This is a genomic window from Burkholderia sp. Bp9099, from assembly GCF_003857805.1.
GTDB lineage: Bacteria > Pseudomonadota > Gammaproteobacteria > Burkholderiales > Burkholderiaceae > Burkholderia.
Map to the genome: position 1 here is coordinate 282972 of NZ_QTPU01000003.1, position 18732 is coordinate 301703.

The window sequence follows — 18732 nt, forward strand, 5'->3', positions numbered from 1 at the left end:
GTTCCGCTCTCACCTCATCTGGGGGTTTCGTGAATCGCTCCGGTTCCCGCGCCGTGCTGCTGGTCGGCACCGCGCTCGTCCTCGCCGCCTGTCATCCGAAGGAAGCCGCGCCGCCCGCGCCGCGCCCGGTCGTCGCGCTGCCCGCGCGCGCCGACGGCGCCGCGGCCGCCGCCACGCTGCCCGGCGAGATCCAGCCACGTTATGCGACGCCGCTGTCGTTCCGCATCGCGGGCAAGATCGTCGAGCGCAAGGTGCGGCTCGGCGATACCGTCAAGGCCGGCCAGGTCGTCGCGCTGCTTGATCCGTCCGACGTCGAGAAGAACGTCGCGAGCGCGCAGGCGCAACTCGATGCCGCGTCGCACAGCCTCGCGTTCGCGAAGCAGCAGCGCGATCGCGATCGCGCGCAGGCGCGCGAGAACCTGATCGCAACGGCGCAGCTGGAGCAGACCGAGAACAGCTACACGTCGGCGCTCGCGCAGCGCGACCAGGCGCAGCAGCAGCTCGCGCTTGCGAAGAACCAGCTCCGCTATGCGACGCTCGTCGCCGATCACGCCGGCACCATCACCGCCGAGCAGGCCGACACCGGCCAGAACGTATCGGCCGGCCAGGCCGTCTACCAGCTCGCGTGGTCGGGCGACGTCGACGTCGTCAGCGACGTGCCCGAGGCCGCGCTCGCATCGCTCGCGCCCGGTCACGCGGCGAGCGTCACGCTGCCGTCGCTGCCGGGCCGCCAGTTCGCCGCGAAGGTGCGCGAAATCGCGCCGGCCGCCGATCCGCAAAGCCGCACCTGGCGTGTGAAGCTCACGCTCGCCGCGCCCGATCCGACCGTGCGCCTCGGGATGACCGCGAACGTCGCGTTCGACGGCGCGCCGGTTGCCGGCAACGCGCCGAGCATCACGCTGCCCGCGACCGCACTGTTCCACGACGGCCCGCATCCGGCCCTGTGGGTCGTGCGCACGAAGGACGACACGCTCGAGCTGCGCCGCGTCGACGTCGCGCGCTTCAACGAACGCACGGTCACCGTGTCGAGCGGGCTGCAGCCGGGCGAGCGCGTCGTGCTGCAAGGCGTGCACACGGTCAGCGCGGGCGAGAAGGTGCGGCCGGTCGCCCCGCTGCACGCGGAGGACTTCGCGTCATGAGCAGCCCCCGCGAAGAAGGCCGCTTCAACCTGTCGGCATGGGCGCTGCGCCACCAGGCGCTGGTCGTCTACCTGATCGCGCTCGCGACGCTCGCGGGCATCCTCGCGTACACGCGGCTCGCGCAATCCGAAGACCCGCCGTTCACGTTCCGCGTGATGGTGATCCGCACGTTCTGGCCCGGCGCGAGCGCGCGGCAGGTGCAGGAACAGGTGACCGACCGGATCGGCCGCAAGCTGCAGGAAACGCCGGCCATCGACTTCCTGCGCAGCTATTCGCGGCCCGGCGAATCGCTGATCTTCTTCACGATGAAGGACTCGGCGCCCGTGCAGGACGTGCCCGAGACCTGGTACCAGATCCGCAAGAAGGTCGGCGACATCGGCCATACGCTGCCGCCCGGCGTGCAGGGCCCGTTCTTCAACGACGAGTTCGGCGACGTCTACACCAACATCTGGACGCTCGAAGGCGACGGCTTCACGCCCGCGCAGCTCCACGACTATGCGGACCAGCTGCGCACCGTGCTGCTGCGCGTGCCCGGCGTCGGCAAGGTCGACTATTTCGGCGATCCCGACCAGCGGATTTTCATCGAGGTGAACAATGCGCAGCTCACGCGCCTCGGCATCTCGCCGCAGCAACTCGGGCAGGCGATCAACGCGCAGAACGACATCTCGTCGGCCGGCGTGCTGACGACCGCCGACGACCGCGTATTCGTGCGGCCGAGCGGCCAGTTCGACAACGTCGCCACGATCGCCGACACGCTGATCCGCATCAACGGCCGAACGTTCCGGCTCGGCGATCTCGCCACCGTGAAGCGCGGCTACGACGATCCGGCCATCACGCAGATGCGTGCGAACGGTCACGCCGTGCTCGGCATCGGCGTGACGATGCAGCCGGGCGGCGACGTGATCCGGCTCGGCAAGGCGCTCGACGCCGAATCGAAGGATCTGCAGGCGCGGTTGCCGGCCGGCCTCAAGCTGACGCTGGTGTCGAGCATGCCGCATGCGGTCGCGCATTCCGTCGACGACTTCCTCGAAGCCGTCGCCGAAGCGGTCGCGATCGTGCTGGTCGTGAGCCTCGTGTCGCTCGGCCTGCGCACCGGAATGGTCGTCGTGATCTCGATTCCGGTCGTGCTCGCCGTCACCGCCCTGTTCATGTACCTGTTCGACATCGGGCTGCACAAGGTGTCGCTCGGCACGCTCGTGCTCGCGCTCGGGCTGCTCGTCGACGACGCGATCATCGCGGTCGAGATGATGGCCGTGAAGCTCGAGCAGGGCTACAGCCGCGCGCGCGCCGCCGCATTCGCGTACACGAGCACCGCGTTCCCGATGCTGACGGGCACGCTCGTCACCGTGTCGGGCTTCCTGCCGATCGCGCTCGCGAAATCGAGTACCGGCGAGTACACGCGCTCGATCTTCGAGGTGTCGGCGATCGCGCTGATCGCATCGTGGTTCGCGGCCGTCGTGCTGATCCCGCTGCTGGGCTTCCACCTGCTGCCCGAACGCAAGAAGCACGCGCACGAAGCGCACCTGCCGGACGATCACGAGCACGACATCTACGACACGCGCTTCTACACGCGCTTGCGCGGCTGGATCGACTGGTGCATCGAGCGGCGCTTCGTCGTGCTGCTGATCACCGGCGCCCTGTTCGTGGTCGCGCTGGCGGGCTTCTCGCTCGTGCCGCAGCAATTCTTCCCGAGCTCCGATCGCCCCGAGCTGCTGATCGACCTGCGGCTGCCCGAAGGCGCGTCGTTCGCGGCGACGCTGCGCGAGACCGAACGCCTCGAGAAGGTGCTCGACAAGCGGCCCGAAATCGACCATTCGGTGAATTTCGTCGGCAGCGGCGCGCCGCGCTTCTACCTGCCGCTCGACCAACAGCTGCAGTTGCCGAACTTCGCGCAGTTCGTCGTCACCGCGAAATCGGTCGAGGATCGCGAGAAGCTCGCGGCCTGGCTCGAGACCACGCTGCGCGACCGCTTCCCGGCCGTGCGCTGGCGCCTGTCGCGGCTCGAGAACGGGCCGCCCGTCGGCTATCCCGTGCAGTTCCGCGTGAGCGGCGACGACATCGCGACGGTGCGCGCGATCGCCGAGAAGGTCGCGGCGACGATGCGCGGCGACGCGCGCACGGTGAACGTGCAGTTCGACTGGGACGAGCCGGCCGAACGTTCGGTGCGCTTCGAGCTCGACCAGAAGAAGGCGCGCGAGCTGAACGTCACGTCGCAGGACGTGTCGAGCTTCCTCGCGATGACGCTGTCCGGCACGACCGTCACGCAATACCGCGAACGCGACAAGCTGATCGCGGTCGACCTGCGTGCGCCGCGCGCCGATCGCGTCGATCCCGCGCAGCTCGCGGGCCTCGCGATGCCGACGCCGAACGGCCCCGTGCCGCTCGGTTCGCTCGGCCGCTTCACGCCGACGCTCGAATACGGCGTCGTGTGGGAACGCGACCGCCAGCCGACCATCACCGTGCAGTCCGACGTCCGCGCCGGCGCACAGGGCATCGACGTCACGCATGCGATCGACGGCAAGTTGAATGCGTTGCGCGCGCAACTGCCGGTCGGCTACCAGATCAACATCGGCGGGTCGGTCGAGGAAAGTGCGAAGGCGCAGACGTCGATCAACGCGCAGATGCCGCTGATGGCGATCGCCGTGTTCACGCTGCTGATGATCCAGCTGCAGAGTTTCTCGCGCGTGCTGATGGTCGTGCTGACCGCCCCGCTCGGCCTGATCGGCGTGGTCGGCACGCTGCTGCTGTTCGGCCAGCCGTTCGGCTTCGTCGCGATGCTCGGCGTGATCGCGATGTTCGGGATCATCATGCGCAACTCGGTGATTCTCGTCGACCAGATCGAGCAGGACATCGCGGCCGGCCACGGACGCTTCGACGCGATCGTCGGCGCGACCGTGCGGCGCTTCCGCCCGATCACGCTGACGGCCGCGGCCGCCGTGCTCGCGCTGATCCCGCTGTTGCGCTCGAACTTCTTCGGGCCGATGGCGACCGCGCTGATGGGCGGCATCACGAGCGCGACCGTGCTGACGCTGTTCTACCTGCCCGCGCTGTACGCCGCGTGGTTCCGCGTGAAGCGCGACGAACGCGACCCGCGCGACGCCCCGCCGCACGACGGCGGCACGCCTGCCGCGCCGTCGGGAGCCTGACCATGGAACTGTCGATGAACCTGAAAACGAAGGCCGCGCGGGTGGTCGCGGCCGCGAGCCTCGCCGGCCCGCTCGCCGGCTGCGCGTGGTTCGCGCCGAGCGGCGAGCCGCCCGCGATGCCGTCGCCCGCGCATTACGGCGCCGCGCCGCAAGTGCCGCAGACCGTCGCCGCGCAAGGCGTCGCGCAGCAGTTCGACGTCGGCGCGCAGCCCGTGCCCGACTGGTGGACGCAGTACCGTTCGGATGCGCTGAACGCACTCGTCGACGAAGGGCTGCGCAACAGCCCGACGCTCAGCGCCGCCGCGCACTCGCTGGATGCCGCGCGCGAGCAGTTGCGCGGGCAGATCGGCAGCTCGATGCTGCCGTCGATCGACGCCGGCGGCCAGGCCACGCGCCAGCGTGCGCTCGGCGTGCCGATCCCTGCGCTCGGCGCGCCGACGTTGCTGTACGACACGTTCGTCGGGCAACTGCAGGCGAGCTATACGGTCGACCTGTTCGGCGTATCGCGCTTCGCGAACCGGGCGCTTGCGAAACGCGTCGACGTCAGCGCGTTCCAGCTCGAATCGGCACGCCGGGCACTCGCCGCGAACATCGTCACCGCATCGATCACGGTGTCGGTGCTCAACGCGCAGATCGCCACCACCGAACGGCTCGTCGCGCTCGCGAACGACCAGGCGCACGACGCGCAACGCCGCTACGCGCTCGGCTCGGCATCGCGCAGCGACGCACTGAACGCGCAGCAAAGCGCGGACACCTTCGCCGCGAGCCTGCCCGCGCTGCGCCAGCAGCGCGACTCGGCGCGCCATGCGCTGGCCGTGCTGGTCGGCCGTACGCCCGACCGGCCGCCCGCTGATCTCACGCTCGCCGACCTTCACCTGCCCGCGCAAGTACCGGTGGTCGTGCCGTCAGACCTGCTGCAAAGCCGCCCCGACATCCAGGCCGCCGACGCGGGGCTGAAGGCAGCCGCCGCCGAAGTCGGCCTCGCGACCGCGCAACTGTTCCCGCAGCTGTCGCTGTCGGCCGCGATGGGCAAAGGCGGTTTCAGCTGGCCGGCGATGCTGTCGGGCGCCGGTTCGATCTGGAACGTCGGTGCGTCGCTGAGCCAGCCGCTGTTCCACGGCGGCGCGCTACTCGCGCAGCGCCGTGCGGCGAAGGCGACCTACGAGGCGGCGGTCGACCAGTACAAACAGACCGTGCTCGCCGCCTTCCAGAACGTCGCGGATTCGCTCGCCGCGCTCGAGCACGATGCTGAGGCGCTCGATGCGTCGTCGCGGGCCGCGCTGTCCGCGCGCGGCGCGTACGACGACGCGGCCGCCCGCGTGCGGCTCGGCGCGCTGCCGCCGTCGGCCGCGCGAGCAAGCGAGCTGCAGTACCGCAACGCGCGGCTCGACGAGATCCGCGCGACCGGCGCACGCTTCGCGGATACCGCGCGGCTCTATCAGGCGATGGGCACGCCGCCGGTCGACCCGGCCGGCAAAGCCGGCAAGGCTGAAAAAGCCGAAAAGGCTGGAAAGGCCGACCCGGCCGGCGACATCGGCAACGCGGCTCGAATCTCCCCCGGCGCCCAGGCGCGCGCGGTCACGCCCGACGCGCCGCCGCCACCGCAATGACCGCAATAGCGCGCCGTTTGCGTCGGGCGCGCGGGACCAACCCCGCGCGCCGATCCGCGATCTTCCGCTTGACCCTCACGTAGCGTAACGTTCGAGACTCCAGTGTGCGCACCGAACGGAGGACACCATGCGGCTGAAAGTGGGAGAACTGGCGAAACGCAGCGGCCTGACCGTCCGCACGCTTCATCACTATCACGCGATCGGCCTCCTGACGCCTTCGGCGCGTGCCGACAACGGCTACCGGCTGTACGACCGCGACGACATCGCCCGGCTCCACCAGATCCAGGCCCTGCGTCGCTTCGGACTGTCGCTCGCCGAAATCGGCGACTACCTGAACCGGCCCGGCACCCCGCTCGTCGCGCTCGTCGCGAGGCAGATCGCGTCGCTCGACCACCAGCTCGCGCAGACCGCGCAGCTGCGCGAGCGTCTCGTGCACCTGCACGCGCAGCTCGCCGCGGGCACGGAGCCGGAGCTGGCCGACTGGCTCACCACACTGGAGTTGATGACCGTGTACGACAAATACTTTTCCGAGGAAGAACTCGCGCGCCTGCCGATGTATCGCAAGAGCCAGGCCGGCGACGCGGAATGGACAGCGCTCGTCGCCGACGTGCGTGCGCTGCACGACGCGGGCGTGCCGCCGGAGGACGAGCGCGCTCGCGCGCTTGCCGGCCGCTGGATGGCGCTGCTCGTGCGCGACACGAACAACGATCCGCGGCTGCTGGCGAAGCTCAACCTGATGCACGAGCGCGAACCGTCGATGCAGTCGAAACTCGGCATCTCGACCGTGCTGCGCGACTATGTGCTGCGCGCGTCCGCGGAAACGAAGATGCGGATCTTCGAGAAGTATCTCGCGCCGGACGAGATCCGCTTCATGCGGGCGCACTTCGGTGAACGCTCGATGGAATGGCCGCAACTGATGGGCGACGTGCGCGACGCGATCGATGCGGGCGCGCAGCCCGATTCACCGGAAGGCCGCGCGCTCGCGCAACGCTGGCTCGACCTGTTCCGCAGCTACGCGGGCAACGACCCGGCCACGCACGCGAAATTCCGCAACGCGATGATGACCGAGCCGGCGCTGACGAAGGACTCATGGGTCGACGACACGCTGCTCGGCTTCATGCGCGAGGCGATGGCGCAGCTTGCGCCGGCGCGTTGAGGGTCCAACGCCCCGGCAGCCCGGGCGGTGCGTGGCCGTTGCGCGCCGCCCGGACACGTCGTCAGGCGAACCGGCTCGTATCCGGCCGCGCGTCGAAAACGCCGCGCGATCGCGTCTCACCGGCAGCGCCGAGCCGCGTGCTTCCTCACCACTTGCAGCCCGTATCGCGAACCGCATCCAGCGCGAGCATCGGGAGTGCGAGCAAGCCGGCACCCGAGTAGGCGCGTCGGCAGTCGGCGCGCCGTGCGTCCGCCACCCCGCTTGCCAGCGTCTCGTCGACCGAATGGCGACGCGCGGCCGGGAGGCCGGACGCTGCGCCCAGCGCACCGACCGTGGCCGCCGCAGGGCTGCGCCCCGTCGCACGACGCGTGCCGATCGTCGCCAGATCACGCCCCCAGTCGACCTCGGGGGTCGGCGCACGCACCGGGCTGCTTTCAGCCGAATCCGGCGCGCCGCCGGTCGTTGCCTGCGCGGGCGCGGCCGCAAGCGAACGTGTCGCCCGGCGCGGCGTCGCCGCTGCGCCGGAACGGCTTTTCGGTTCGCGCGTCTCTCGCATGGCTGCTGTCGGACCGGTGCGCCGGTCGACCTCGGTTGCGGGCGCAGGTTCGGGCGTCACGGGAATCAACCGGACGCTCAATGCAATCCGGCCCGACGACGCATCGACCCGGGCCGCAACCGGCCGGCGCGCCGCCGGCATCCGCTGCAGCGCATACCAACCGATCGCATGCAGCAACACGGCGATCACGCCTGCAACTGCCACGATGCCCGGCCGACGCCGCCGCGCCGCGTCGACGCTCGGCGCGTGCGGCACGTCAATCCGGCTCGCCGCCGCCGTCATCGCTGAACGCGAGCAGGTCGCCCGGCTGACAGTCGAGATACCGGCAGATCGCCTCCAGCGTCGCGAAGCGGATGCCCTTGACCTTGCCTTGCTTGAGCAGCGACAGGTTCGGTTCGGTGATCCCGACGGCCGCCGCGAGATCCTTCGAGCGGACCTTGCGGGTCGCGAGCATCACATCGAGTTTGACCACGATCGACATCGCGCGCCTCAGACGAACTGCCGGTGTTCGGCATCGAGCTCGCTCGCCTGCCGCAGGATGTGCGCGATCACCGCGATACAGGCCGCCGTGAACAGCGCGACGACGTACGGCAGGCTGAAGCCGATGCTGACGACGCGATGGCCGACCGGTTCGCGAAACGTCGCCCACACGCTCAGCAGCGGTTCGCACAGCAGGCTCAACAGCACCCACAGACCGATCGCGCGCCCCGTCTTGCCGAGATGGCCGGCCGCCTGCGCCGAGAAATAGTCGCGCCGAGCGTAGGTCCGGAACAGCTCGCGCAAGTGGCGCAGGCCGCCCGCGAGCGCAACGAGCGGGACGCTCGACAGCAGGATGCCGACAGCCTTCTGCCACCACGGGAACGCGCCGACATCGACGCCCAGGTTCGTGACCACCGAATCGGTGAGGCCGAATACGAGGCCGGGCCCGGTGGCCGCGCTCAACGACGGGAACGCCCAGCACGCGGCGTTGAGCACCAGCATGCCGACGATGAACCACAGCGTGACGGTAGCCATGCGCTGACTGATACGGGCAATGCGATCGGAATGCATGCGACCTCCTCGATACGGTGTGAACACGCATCGATTGTAAGCCAGATAATTATCGTAAAACGATAATTATTTTGTGCAGAACAGTCATTTTTTATCGTCAATCATGACAGCCGACTGCCAGCTCGCCCGACCGGCCGGGCAATCGGCGATCGTCGTGCAGGCCGATCGCGCGCCCGCGCTTCGTCATGTCGCGAAGGAACACGGGCCGGGCGTTCGGGTCCGCATTCGGCACAGGCGGCGCGCCGCCGTCCATCAGCTTGCCGCTTGATGCGACCGGTCGGCGGCAGCCAGGCACGACGCGCCCGCTCACCGGTCGCGCACCCCGAGCCCGAGCGTCTTCATCCGCCGGTACAGCGTGCGCTCGCTCATCCCGACGTGCTCGGCCAGTTGCTTGCGCGTGCCGTCGAACGTGCTCGCAAGCCGCACGAGCTCCGCGTCCGACACGCCGCGCGCGTCCGCCGCACGCGCCGGTGGTGTCACCGACGCCGCGACCAGCTCGGCCGGCAGATGCTCGACGCGAATCGTGCCGTCGTCCGCGAACAGGCACGCGCGCTCGAGCACGTTGCGCAGTTCGCGGATGTTGCCCGGCCATGCATACGCGTCGAGGCACGCGCGCGCGCGCTCGGTCAGCACGAACGGCCGGGCCGCGAACGGCCGCGCGCTCGCGTCGCCCGCGCCGGCGCGCGCGTTCGCGATGCGCCGCAGGATCGACTCGGCCAGCAGCGCGACGTCGCCACGCCGCTCGCGCAGCGCGGGCAGCGGAATCGGGAACGCGTTGATCCGGTAGTACAGGTCCTGACGGAACCGGCCGTCGTCGATCATCTCGCGCAGCGGCTTGTGGGTCGCCGCGACGAGCCGGAAATCCGCGCGCAGCGCCTCGACGCCGCCGACGCGCCGGAACGTCCCCGACTCGATCAGCCGCAGCAGCTTCACCTGCATCGGCAGCGGCACGTCGCCGATCTCGTCGAGAAACAGCGTGCCGCCCTGCGCGGTCTCGACGAGGCCCGGCTTGCGCTGGTTCGCACCGGTAAACGCGCCCTTCTCGTAGCCGAACAGTTCGCTCTCGAACAGGGTCTCGGCGATGCCCGAACAGTCGACCACCACGAACGGCCCCATCGCACGCTCGCTCGCCTCGTGCAGCGCCCGCGCGAACAGTTCCTTGCCGGTACCCGATTCGCCGAGCAGCAGCACGGGCAGCATCGACGGCGCGACGCGCTGCAGCGCGCCGAGCGCCGCATTGAACGCGTCTGCGCCGCCGACGAGCCCTTCCGCACTCGGCTGCGCCGACGCGCTGCGCACCGTCGTCAGCCGCTCGACGTAGGCGATCACGTCGCCGCGCGCATCGAAGATCGGCCGCAACTCCACGTCGACGTGCTCGGGGCCGCGCGGCGTATGGTGTATGTGCAGCACGCGGTTCAGGCTGCGCGACTCGCGCGCCTGCTTCATCGGGCAATGCTCGCCCGCCTGGTCGCACGGCACGTCGTAATGATGCGAAACCCGGAAGCAGTGCCGGCCGACGTGCTCGACGCCCGCCACGCCGAACTGGCGCCGGTACGCATCGTTCGCGGCGAGGATGCGGTAGTCGGGATCGACGACGATCATCGGCTGCGGATCCTGTTCCAGATACGCGACGAGCGCGCGCACGTCGGGCATGACGTCGCGCGACGGCGCGGGAACGATCGGAATGGTGTCGTGCGGATTCATCGGGAGGCTCGGAAACGGATGGGCGGACGGACTGCCAGGCAGACTGCCAATTCTGCCACGACGCTGCCAGATATGGCAGTCGACGTCGACAGCACCCCGTCGCCGGTGCCTGCGACCCACCGCGGCCACGCCAAAAATCCGAGCCGAATCAATTACCTGCCACATCATCCGGCAGCGCGGCGCGAATTGGCATGCTTCTTGAACATGGGATGTCCGATTGCAGACGCAGAACCCGATCGAGGACATCCCGTGAGCCATGCCCCCCTGCTGTCGGTCGAAGGCTTTTTCGACCCGGCGACCCACACCGTCAGCTATCTGCTGCTCGACACCGAAAGCCGCGCATGCGCGCTGATCGACAGCGTGCTCGACTACGACCCGAAATCCGGCCGCACGCACACCGCCAGCGCCGACCGGCTGATCGCGCGCGTCGCCGAACTCGGCGCGACCGTCCACTGGCTGCTGGAAACGCACGTGCATGCCGACCATCTGTCGGCCGCGCCGTACCTGAAGGCGCATGTCGGCGGACAGATCGCGATCGGTGCCCACGTGCGCCGCGTGCAACACGTATTCGGCACGCTGTTCAACGCCGGCCCCGGCTTCGCGCAGGACGGCCGCCAGTTCGACCGCCTGCTCGACGACGGCGACACGCTCGCGCTCGGCGCGCTGACGATCCGCGCGCTGCACACGCCGGGCCATACGCCGGCGTGCCTGACCTACTGCGTCGACGACGCGACGCAGCGCGCGGCGTTCGTCGGCGACACGCTGTTCATGCCCGACTACGGCACCGCCCGCTGCGACTTCCCGGGCGGCGACGCGCGCACGCTGTACCGTTCGATCGCGCGCGTGCTCGCCCTGCCGCCCGACACGCGCCTGTATCTGTGCCACGACTACCAGCCGGGCGGCCGCGACGTGCAGTTCGTGACGACGGTGGCCGAGCAGCGTCGCGCGAACGTGCACGTGAAGGACGGCGTGACCGAGGACGATTTCGTCGCCATGCGCACCGCGCGCGACGCGACGCTCGACATGCCCGTGCTGATGCTGCCGTCGGTGCAGGTCAACATGCGCGCCGGCCACCTGCCCGAGCCCGAAAACAATGGCGTGCGCTACCTGAAGATCCCGCTCGACGCGATCTGAGCCGCCGCCCCGACCGGAGAACCCCCGACATGACCATCCGCCCGCTGACCGACCTGCTGTCGGTCTCGCCCCAGATCGCCGCGACCGACCTGCCCGCGCTGCACGCGGCCGGCATCCGCACGATCGTCTGCAACCGCCCCGACGGCGAAGGCGCCGACCAGCCGACCGTCGCCGAGATCCGCGCCGCCGCCGCGCCGCTCGGCATCGCCGTGCACTACCTGCCCGTCGACACCGGCAAGGTCACCGACGACCAGGCCGCGCAGTTCGGCACGCTCGTCGCGTCGCTCGCCGGCCCGGTACTCGCGTACTGCCGCAGCGGCACGCGTTCGGCGACGCTGTGGGCGCTCTCGCAGGCAGGCCGTCGCCCGGCCGGCGACATCGTCGCGATCGCCGCCACGGCCGGCTACGACCTCGGCGCGCTCGCACCGCGTCTCACGCGAGATCTCGCGCAAGACGGCCGCCAGGCCGCGCCGGCCGTCGACGCGCGGCACGACATCGTGATCGTCGGCGCGGGTGCGGCCGGCGTCGCGGTCGCGTCGAGCCTGCTGGCACGCGACGCATCGCTCGATATCGCGGTGATCGACCCGGCCGATACGCACTACTACCAGCCGGGCTGGACGATGGTCGGCGCGGGCGTGTTCCGGCCCGACACGACCGCGCGCCCGATCGTCGACCTGCTGCCGCGCGGCGTGAAATGGATCCGGGCCGCCGTCGCCGGCTTCGAGCCCGACACGCACACGGTGGTGCTCGACGGCTGCCGGCGCATCGGCTACCTCAAGCTGGTCGTGTGCCCGGGCCTCAAGCTCGACTGGCACGCGATCGACGGCCTCGCTCAAACGCTCGGCCGCAACGGCGTCACGTCGAACTATCGCTACGATCTCGCGCCGTACACGTGGGAACTGGTGCAGGCGTTCCGCGGCGGCAATGCGCTGTTCACGCAGCCGCCGATGCCGATCAAGTGCGCGGGCGCCCCGCAAAAGGCGATGTACCTGTCGTGCGATCACTGGCGGCGCGCGGGCCGCCTCGGTGCCGCGAACGTCGAGTTCCTGAACGCGGGCGGCGCGCTGTTCGGGGTCGCCGATTACGTGCCCGCGCTGATGGAGTACGTGAAACGCTACGACATCGCGCTGTCGTTCGGCCACAACCTCGTCGCGATCGACGGGCCGGCGCGGCGCGCGACGTTCAAGCGCGCGCTGCCCGACGGCGGCACGGAAACCGTCGAGCGCCCGTTCGACATGATCCACGTCGTGCCGCCGCAGAAGGCGCCCGATTTCGTGCGCGCGAGCCCGCTCGCCGACGCGGCCGGCTGGATCGACGTCGATCCGGCGACGCTGCGGCACAAGCAGTTCGCGGACATCTTCGCGCTCGGCGACGTCACCAACACGACCAATGCGAAAACCGCCGCCGCGGCCCGCAAGCAGGCGCCCGTCGTCGCGCACAACGTGCTCGCGTCGCTGGGCCGCGCGCGCGGCGACGCCGCGTACGACGGCTACGGCTCGTGCCCGCTCACCGTCGAGCGCGGCAAGATCGTGCTCGCGGAATTCCTGTACGGCGGCAAGGTCGCGCCGACCTTCCCCGCGTGGCTGATCGACGGCCGGCGCCCGTCGCGGCTCGCGTGGCTGCTCAAGGAGCGCGTGCTGCCGCCGCTCTACTGGAAGGCGATGCTCAAGGGCCGCGAATGGCTCGCGAAGCCCGCGATCGCACGTTGACCGGAATCCGATGACACCATGCTGATTTCCCTCGTACTCGGCAGTCTCGTCGGCGCCGTGCTCGGCCTCACCGGTGCGGGCGGCGGCATTCTCGCGGTGCCCGCGCTCGTCGTCGGGATGGGCTGGCCGATGCAGCAGGCCACGCCCGTCGCGCTCGTCGCGGTCGCGGGCAGCGCCGCGCTCGGCGCGCTCGAAGGGTTTCGCCGCGGGCTCGTGCGCTATCGCGCGGCGTTGCTGATGGCCGTCGCCGGCGTGCCGCTCACGACGCTCGGCGTGAAGCTCGCGCACGTGCTGCCGCAACGCGTGCTGCTGGCGCTGTTCGCGCTGACGATGCTGGTCGTCGCGGGCCGCCTGCTGCGGCAGGCGCTGCGTCATGCGCCCGGCGACGCGGACGCGTCGCCGCTGTGCGTCGGCCGCGTGAATCCCGACACGGGCCGGCTCGTCTGGTCGTGGCCGGTCGGGCTCGCGCTCGCGTCGACCGGCGCGGTGACGGGGCTGATGACAGGCTTGCTCGGTGTCGGCGGCGGTTTCGTGATCGTGCCGATGCTGCGCAAGTTCACGAACGTGTCGATGCACGGCGTGGTCGCGACGTCGCTGATGGTGATCGCGCTGGTCGGCACCGGCGGCGTGTTCGCGACGCTCGTGTCGGGCACGCGCGCGCCGCTCGACATGACGCTGTGGTTCACGGTCGCGACGGCAATCGGGATGGCGATCGGCCGCAGCGCGTCCCGGCACCTGTCCGCGCGGCACGTGCAGGCCGGCTTCGCTGCGGTGCTCGTCTGCGTGGCGCTCGGGTTGCTCGCGAAGGCGGCGTTCGGCGCGTAAGCCGCACGCGGCTCGCATGCCAAACAAAACGCCCGGGCCGACTCGTCGTCGGCACCGGGCGTTATTCGTTGCGTCGGCAACCTGTGCGCGAGCGCGTCAGGCGGCGAACGCGGCCATCCGCTTGCGTTCCTGGCGCAGCATCACGAAGTTCGCGATCACGACGCCCGCCGTCACCGCGACGATGAACAGCGTCGCGAGCGCATTCATCTCCGGGTTCAGGCCGAGGCGCACGCGCGAGAACACGACGAGCGGCAGCGTCGTCGAGCCGGGGCCCGACAGGAACGCCGACAGCACGAGGTCGTCGATCGACAGCGTGAACGACAGCAGCCAGCCCGCGATCAGCGCCTGCGAGATCAGCGGCAGCGTGATCGTGAAGAACACCTTCAGCGGCGTCGCGCCGAGATCGAGCGCCGCTTCCTCGAGCGACGGGTTCAGTTCGCGCACGCGCGACTGCACGATGATCGCGACGTACGAGATGCACAGCATCACGTGGCCCAGCCAGATCGTGAACACGCCGCGCTCGGCCGGCCAGCCGATCCACTTCGCGAGCTCGATGAACAGCAGCAGCAGCGAGATCCCCTGGATCACCTCGGGGATCACCAGCGGCGCGTTGATCATCCCGCTGAACAGCGCAAAGCCGCGAAAGCGCCCCATCCGCGCGAGCACGAAGCCGGCCCACGTGCCGATGAACACCGACGCGAACGCGGTCAGCACGCCGATCTTCAGCGACAGCCACGCGGCCGTCAGCAGCTCGTCGTCCTCCGCGAGCGCCGAGTACCAGCGGAACGAGAAGCCCGACCACACGGTGACGAGCTTCGACTCGTTGAACGAATAGACGATCAGGCTGATGATCGGGATGTACAGGAACGCGAAGCCGGCGAACAGCGCCGCGAACTGCAGGTAGCGATTCGGCTTCATCGACGGCGGCCCTCCTGCTCCTTCGCCTGGAAGTGCTGGAACATCGCCATCGGCACGAGCAGCAGCAGCACCATCGCGCAGGTCACGGCCGACGCCATCGGCCAGTCTGCGTTGTTGAAGAACTCGTTCCACATCACGCGGCCGATCATCAGCGTGTTCGCGCCGCCGAGCAGTTCCGGAATCACGTACTCACCGACCGCCGGAATGAACACCAGCAGGCAGCCCGCGATGATCCCGTTCTTCGACAGCGGCAGCGTGATCTGCACGAACGCCTTCCACGGCTTCGCGCCGAGATCGTACGCGGCTTCGAGCAGGCGGAGGTCCATCTTCACGAGATGCGCGTACAGCGGCATCACGAGGAACGGCAGGTACGAATACACCATCCCGATGTACACCGCGTAGTTCGTGCGGTACAGCTCGATCGGCGTATGGGTCAGGCCGATCCACATCAGGAAGTTGTTCAGGAGCCCGTTGTTCTTCAGGATCCCGATCCACGCGTACACGCGGATCAGGAACGACGTCCAGAACGGCAGCATCACACCCATCATCAGCAGGTTGCGGGTCGCCGGGTTCGAACGCGCGATGTAGTACGCCATCGGATAACCGATCAGCAGGCACAGCAGCGTCGTGATCGCCGCGACCACCACCGAATTCACGTAGGTCGCGAAATACAGGCTGTCGGTGAGCAGGAACGCGTAGTGCGACAGGTTCAGCGCGATGTGCACCACGCCGTCCGCGTACGACGCGAGTTCCGTATACGGCGGGATGCCGAGCTGCAGCTCCGCGAAGCTGATCTTCACGACCAGCACGAACGGCACCAGGAAGAACAGCACGAGCCACGTGTACGGCCCCGCGACGACCGCCGAGCCGCCGGTCAGGTTGAAGCGCCGCACGGGCCATGCGAGCAGGGACTTGAGCGTGCTCATGACGTCAGCACCACGCCGGCCGTCGCGCTCCAGCGCACGTAGATCTCGTCGCCGAGCGCCGGCGTGTCGAGCTCGGAGATCGCGAGGCTCGACACGTTCGCGATCACCGTCTTGCCCGCGTCGAGCTTCACGTGATACAGCGAGTAGCCGCCCATGTACGCGACGTTGGTGATCTTCCCGTGCGCCCAGTTGAACGCGCCTTCGGGCGGCTTGCGGGTGAGCGCGATCCGCTCGGGGCGCACCGACACCGTGACCGGCATCCCGAGCGGGCCCGTGATCCCGTGGCTCACGTACAGCCGGCTCGGCAGCTCCGGCGATTCGATGTACACGTAATCGGGTTCGTCCTCGACGGTGACGCCTTCGAACAGGTTGGTCGAGCCGATGAACTCGGCCGAGAAGCGGCTGTTCGGATATTCGTAGACTTCGTTCGGCGAGCCGATCTGCACGATCTGCCCTTCGCTCATCACGGCGAGCCGGTTCGCCATCGTCATCGCCTCTTCCTGGTCGTGCGTGACCATGATGCAGGTGACGCCGACCTTGTTCAGGATGTTGACGAGCTCGATCTGCGTGCGCTGGCGGATCTGCTTGTCGAGCGCCGACATCGGCTCGTCGAGCAGCAGCACCTTCGGGCGCTTGACGAGCGAACGCGCGAGCGCGACGCGCTGCTGCTGGCCGCCCGACAGCTGGTGCGGCTTGCGCTTCGCGTACTTGCTCATCTGCACGAGCTCGAGCGCCGCGGCGACGCGCTCCTTCAGCTCCACCTTCGGCGTGCCTTCCTGCTTCAGGCCGTAGGCGACGTTCGATTCGACCGACATGTGCGGGAACAGCGCATACGACTGGAACATCATGTTCACGGGCCGCTTGTACGGCGGCATCTGTGCGAGGTCCTCGCCGTCGATCAGGATCTTGCCCGACGTGACCGTCTCGAGGCCCGCCAGCATGCGCAGCAGCGTCGACTTGCCGGAACCCGAGCTGCCGAGCAGCGCGAACAGCTCACCCTGGCGCACCGTCAGGTTCACGTTGCGCACCACTTCGGTGTCGCCGAATTTCTTGACGACGTCGACGATCTGGACAAAATTCTCGGCGCGCGTATCGGCGCCGGACGGAGGAACGAAGGACGGTGCGCCCGCGACCGGCGCACCCGACTGGCTATTCATGATGTGCTGCTTCTCTCCTGCGTTTGACGAACAAAGCCCCCGGGGACACCAGGGGCTTCATGACTGCTGGCTGACTCCGGCTCGCTTCAGCGGCCCGATTTCAGCTCGGTCCACAGACGCGTCTGCAGACGCTGGATTTCAGGCGGCAGCGGCTTGAGCAGGAACAGCGTCTTCACGACGTCGGCCGGCGGATAGACGGCCGGATCGTTCGCGACGTCGGGCCGCACGTACTTGCGCGACTCGGCGTTCGCGCTCGGGTAGTACACGGCGTTCGTGATCGCCGCGTGCACCTTCGGATCCTCGATGTAGTTGATCCACTGCAGCGCGGCGTCCTTGTTCTTCGCGTCCTTCGGGATCGCCATCACGTCGAACCAGACCGGCGCGCCGCCCTTCGGAATGTAGTACTCGACCTTGTACGGCTTCTTCGCCTCGATCGCGCGATGCTTCGCGATCACGACGTCGCCCGACCAGCCGAACGCGAAGCAGATGTCGCCGCCGACCAGATCGTTGATGTAGCCCGACGAGTTGAACTGCGTGATGTACGGGCGGATCTTCTTCAGCACCTCCATCGCGGCCTTGTAGTCGGCCGGGTTCGTGCTCATCGGATCCTTGCCGATGTAGTGCAGCGCCGCCGCGAACATCTGGTCCGGCGCGTCGAGCACCGACACGCCGCAGGTCTTCAGCTTCGAGATGTTTTCCGGCTTGAACAGGATGTCCCAGTTGTCGAGCGGGACCTTGCCGAGCGCCTGCTGCGCCTTCGTCAGGTTGTATGCGAGACCGGTCGTGCCGTACGCCCAGGGCACCGAATACTTGTTGCCCGGGTCCGCGCCGGCGACGAGCGCCATCAGTTGCGGATCGAGGTACTTGAGGTTCGGCAGCTTCGACTTGTCGAGCGGCGTGAAGATGCCGGCGGCGATCTGCTTGCCCGCGTAGTTGCTGGTCGGCACGACGATGTCGTAGCCCGAGCTGCCCGTCAGCAGCTTCGCCTGCAGCGTGTCGTCGCTGTCGTAATTGTCGTAGCGGACCTTGATGCCCGCCTGCTTCTCGAAGTTCGGGATCGTGTCCTTCGCAATGTAGTCCGACCAGTTATAGACATTGAGCTGCGTATCCTTCGCCGCCGCCGCCGATGCACCCACGCACAGCGCGAGCGCTGCGAACCGGCCCACTACGTTTGCTTTCATCCCGTTCTCCCTCCGGCCGGACCGCTTGTCCGGCTGCCGTCTGCCTCGTCATGGCGGCGCGTTCCGGCACGCCGCCCCTCGAAAACCCCGAACGCTACCACCATTCGCGCTCCGTCACAAAAAAATCATGCCCGTGTCGCGCAAACGGAACAGATTCCCGCCGCCGGCCGCTCGGGCGGCCCGCGCAGCGGGGCGTTCCGGGGGAATTCTATCGGGTAATCGGCGTCTGTCCATCGGGAAAAGAAAGCGGTGGCGAAACCGCGTGCCGCATGCAGCACAAGCGGCCCGCGCGACGCGCGGTGCATGCGGCCGTTTCACCGGTGAAATCGCGACGCGCTGCGACACGCGCCGCGCGCCGTGCCCGGCCCTGTCCGGCACGGCGGGCCAGCCGTCGCCGACGGCGATCCGGCCATCGTCCAACCGTTCGGCCGACCGGCCGCACCGTCACGGCAACGCGACCGTACGGCACGCTAGCGGCGTCCGCCGGCTGCCCCGTCCCGATGCATTAAAATGACGCCCTG

The 18732-nt window shown here is 69.0% G+C and carries 15 protein-coding genes; 7 read left to right on the forward strand and 8 right to left on the reverse strand.

Going from position 1 to position 18732, the window contains the following annotated elements:
* Positions 1-29: 29 nt before the first annotated feature.
* The 4 genes from DIE17_RS04920 (at position 30) to DIE17_RS04935 (ending at position 7051) form a co-directional block, all read left to right on the forward strand.
* Positions 30-1139 carry an efflux RND transporter periplasmic adaptor subunit gene (locus DIE17_RS04920; RefSeq protein WP_124521709.1) on the forward strand — a complete coding sequence of 370 codons (1110 nt, stop codon included), beginning with the start codon at positions 30-32 and terminating at the stop codon, positions 1137-1139.
* Entirely contained in the window at positions 1136-4285 is a 3150-nt protein-coding gene (locus DIE17_RS04925) for an efflux RND transporter permease subunit (RefSeq protein ID WP_124521707.1), read from the forward strand. The genes DIE17_RS04920 and DIE17_RS04925 overlap by 4 nt, the downstream gene beginning before the upstream one ends.
* Before the next feature lie 2 nt (positions 4286-4287).
* On the forward strand, positions 4288-5895 hold the full coding sequence (locus DIE17_RS04930) for an efflux transporter outer membrane subunit (RefSeq protein ID WP_124521705.1): 1608 nt from the start codon (positions 4288-4290) through the stop codon (positions 5893-5895).
* A 127-nt stretch (positions 5896-6022) separates the two neighbouring features.
* Positions 6023-7051 (forward strand): MerR family transcriptional regulator, encoded by a 1029-nt coding sequence (locus DIE17_RS04935; RefSeq protein ID WP_124485432.1) that lies wholly within the window; start codon positions 6023-6025, stop codon positions 7049-7051.
* 145 nt (positions 7052-7196) lie between these two features.
* Here DIE17_RS04935 and DIE17_RS04940 read toward each other — a convergent pair whose 3' ends face one another.
* The 4 genes from DIE17_RS04940 to DIE17_RS04955 form a co-directional block, all read right to left on the reverse strand.
* Positions 7197-7889 (reverse strand): hypothetical protein, encoded by a 693-nt coding sequence (locus DIE17_RS04940; protein ID WP_124521703.1) that lies wholly within the window; start codon positions 7887-7889, stop codon positions 7197-7199.
* Complete coding sequence (locus DIE17_RS04945; RefSeq protein ID WP_124485430.1) at positions 7864-8088, reverse strand: helix-turn-helix transcriptional regulator; 225 nt, start codon at positions 8086-8088, stop codon at positions 7864-7866. The genes DIE17_RS04940 and DIE17_RS04945 overlap by 26 nt, the downstream gene beginning before the upstream one ends.
* Before the next feature lie 8 nt (positions 8089-8096).
* Positions 8097-8657, reverse strand: a complete 561-nt coding sequence (locus tag DIE17_RS04950) for a DUF2975 domain-containing protein (RefSeq protein ID WP_124485429.1) — start codon at positions 8655-8657, stop codon at positions 8097-8099.
* A 306-nt stretch (positions 8658-8963) separates the two neighbouring features.
* Positions 8964-10361 carry a sigma-54-dependent Fis family transcriptional regulator gene (locus DIE17_RS04955; protein WP_124521701.1) on the reverse strand — a complete coding sequence of 466 codons (1398 nt, stop codon included), beginning with the start codon at positions 10359-10361 and terminating at the stop codon, positions 8964-8966.
* A gap of 204 nt (positions 10362-10565) precedes the next feature.
* Between DIE17_RS04955 and DIE17_RS04960 the strand changes: the two genes are divergently transcribed.
* From DIE17_RS04960 to DIE17_RS04970, 3 genes are read left to right on the forward strand one after another with little or no spacing between them, the layout of a single operon-like run.
* Positions 10566-11495, forward strand: a complete 930-nt coding sequence (locus DIE17_RS04960; RefSeq protein ID WP_409333454.1) for an MBL fold metallo-hydrolase — start codon at positions 10566-10568, stop codon at positions 11493-11495.
* Positions 11496-11524: 29 nt separating this feature from the next.
* Positions 11525-13204 (forward strand): bifunctional protein tyrosine phosphatase family protein/NAD(P)/FAD-dependent oxidoreductase, encoded by a 1680-nt coding sequence (locus DIE17_RS04965; protein ID WP_124485426.1) that lies wholly within the window; start codon positions 11525-11527, stop codon positions 13202-13204.
* 18 nt (positions 13205-13222) lie between these two features.
* Entirely contained in the window at positions 13223-14029 is an 807-nt protein-coding gene (locus DIE17_RS04970) for a sulfite exporter TauE/SafE family protein (RefSeq protein ID WP_044848262.1), read from the forward strand.
* Between the two features lie 96 nt (positions 14030-14125).
* Here the strand turns inward: DIE17_RS04970 and DIE17_RS04975 are convergent, their stop codons facing one another.
* The 4 genes from DIE17_RS04975 to DIE17_RS04990 all read right to left on the reverse strand — a co-directional run bounded on the left by DIE17_RS04975 (position 14126) and on the right by DIE17_RS04990 (position 18211).
* The gene (locus DIE17_RS04975) at positions 14126-14947 is read right to left on the reverse strand and encodes an ABC transporter permease subunit (RefSeq protein ID WP_124485424.1); all 822 of its coding nucleotides are present in this window, start codon (positions 14945-14947) and stop codon (positions 14126-14128) included.
* On the reverse strand, positions 14944-15873 hold the full coding sequence (locus tag DIE17_RS04980) for an ABC transporter permease subunit (protein WP_044848264.1): 930 nt from the start codon (positions 15871-15873) through the stop codon (positions 14944-14946). The genes DIE17_RS04975 and DIE17_RS04980 overlap by 4 nt, the downstream gene beginning before the upstream one ends.
* The gene (locus tag DIE17_RS04985; RefSeq protein ID WP_124521697.1) at positions 15870-17030 is read right to left on the reverse strand and encodes an ABC transporter ATP-binding protein; all 1161 of its coding nucleotides are present in this window, start codon (positions 17028-17030) and stop codon (positions 15870-15872) included. The genes DIE17_RS04980 and DIE17_RS04985 overlap by 4 nt, the downstream gene beginning before the upstream one ends.
* A gap of 86 nt (positions 17031-17116) precedes the next feature.
* Positions 17117-18211, reverse strand: coding sequence for a polyamine ABC transporter substrate-binding protein (locus tag DIE17_RS04990; RefSeq protein ID WP_124485422.1), 1095 nt, complete (start codon positions 18209-18211; stop codon positions 17117-17119).
* Between the last annotated feature and the right edge of the window lie 521 nt (positions 18212-18732).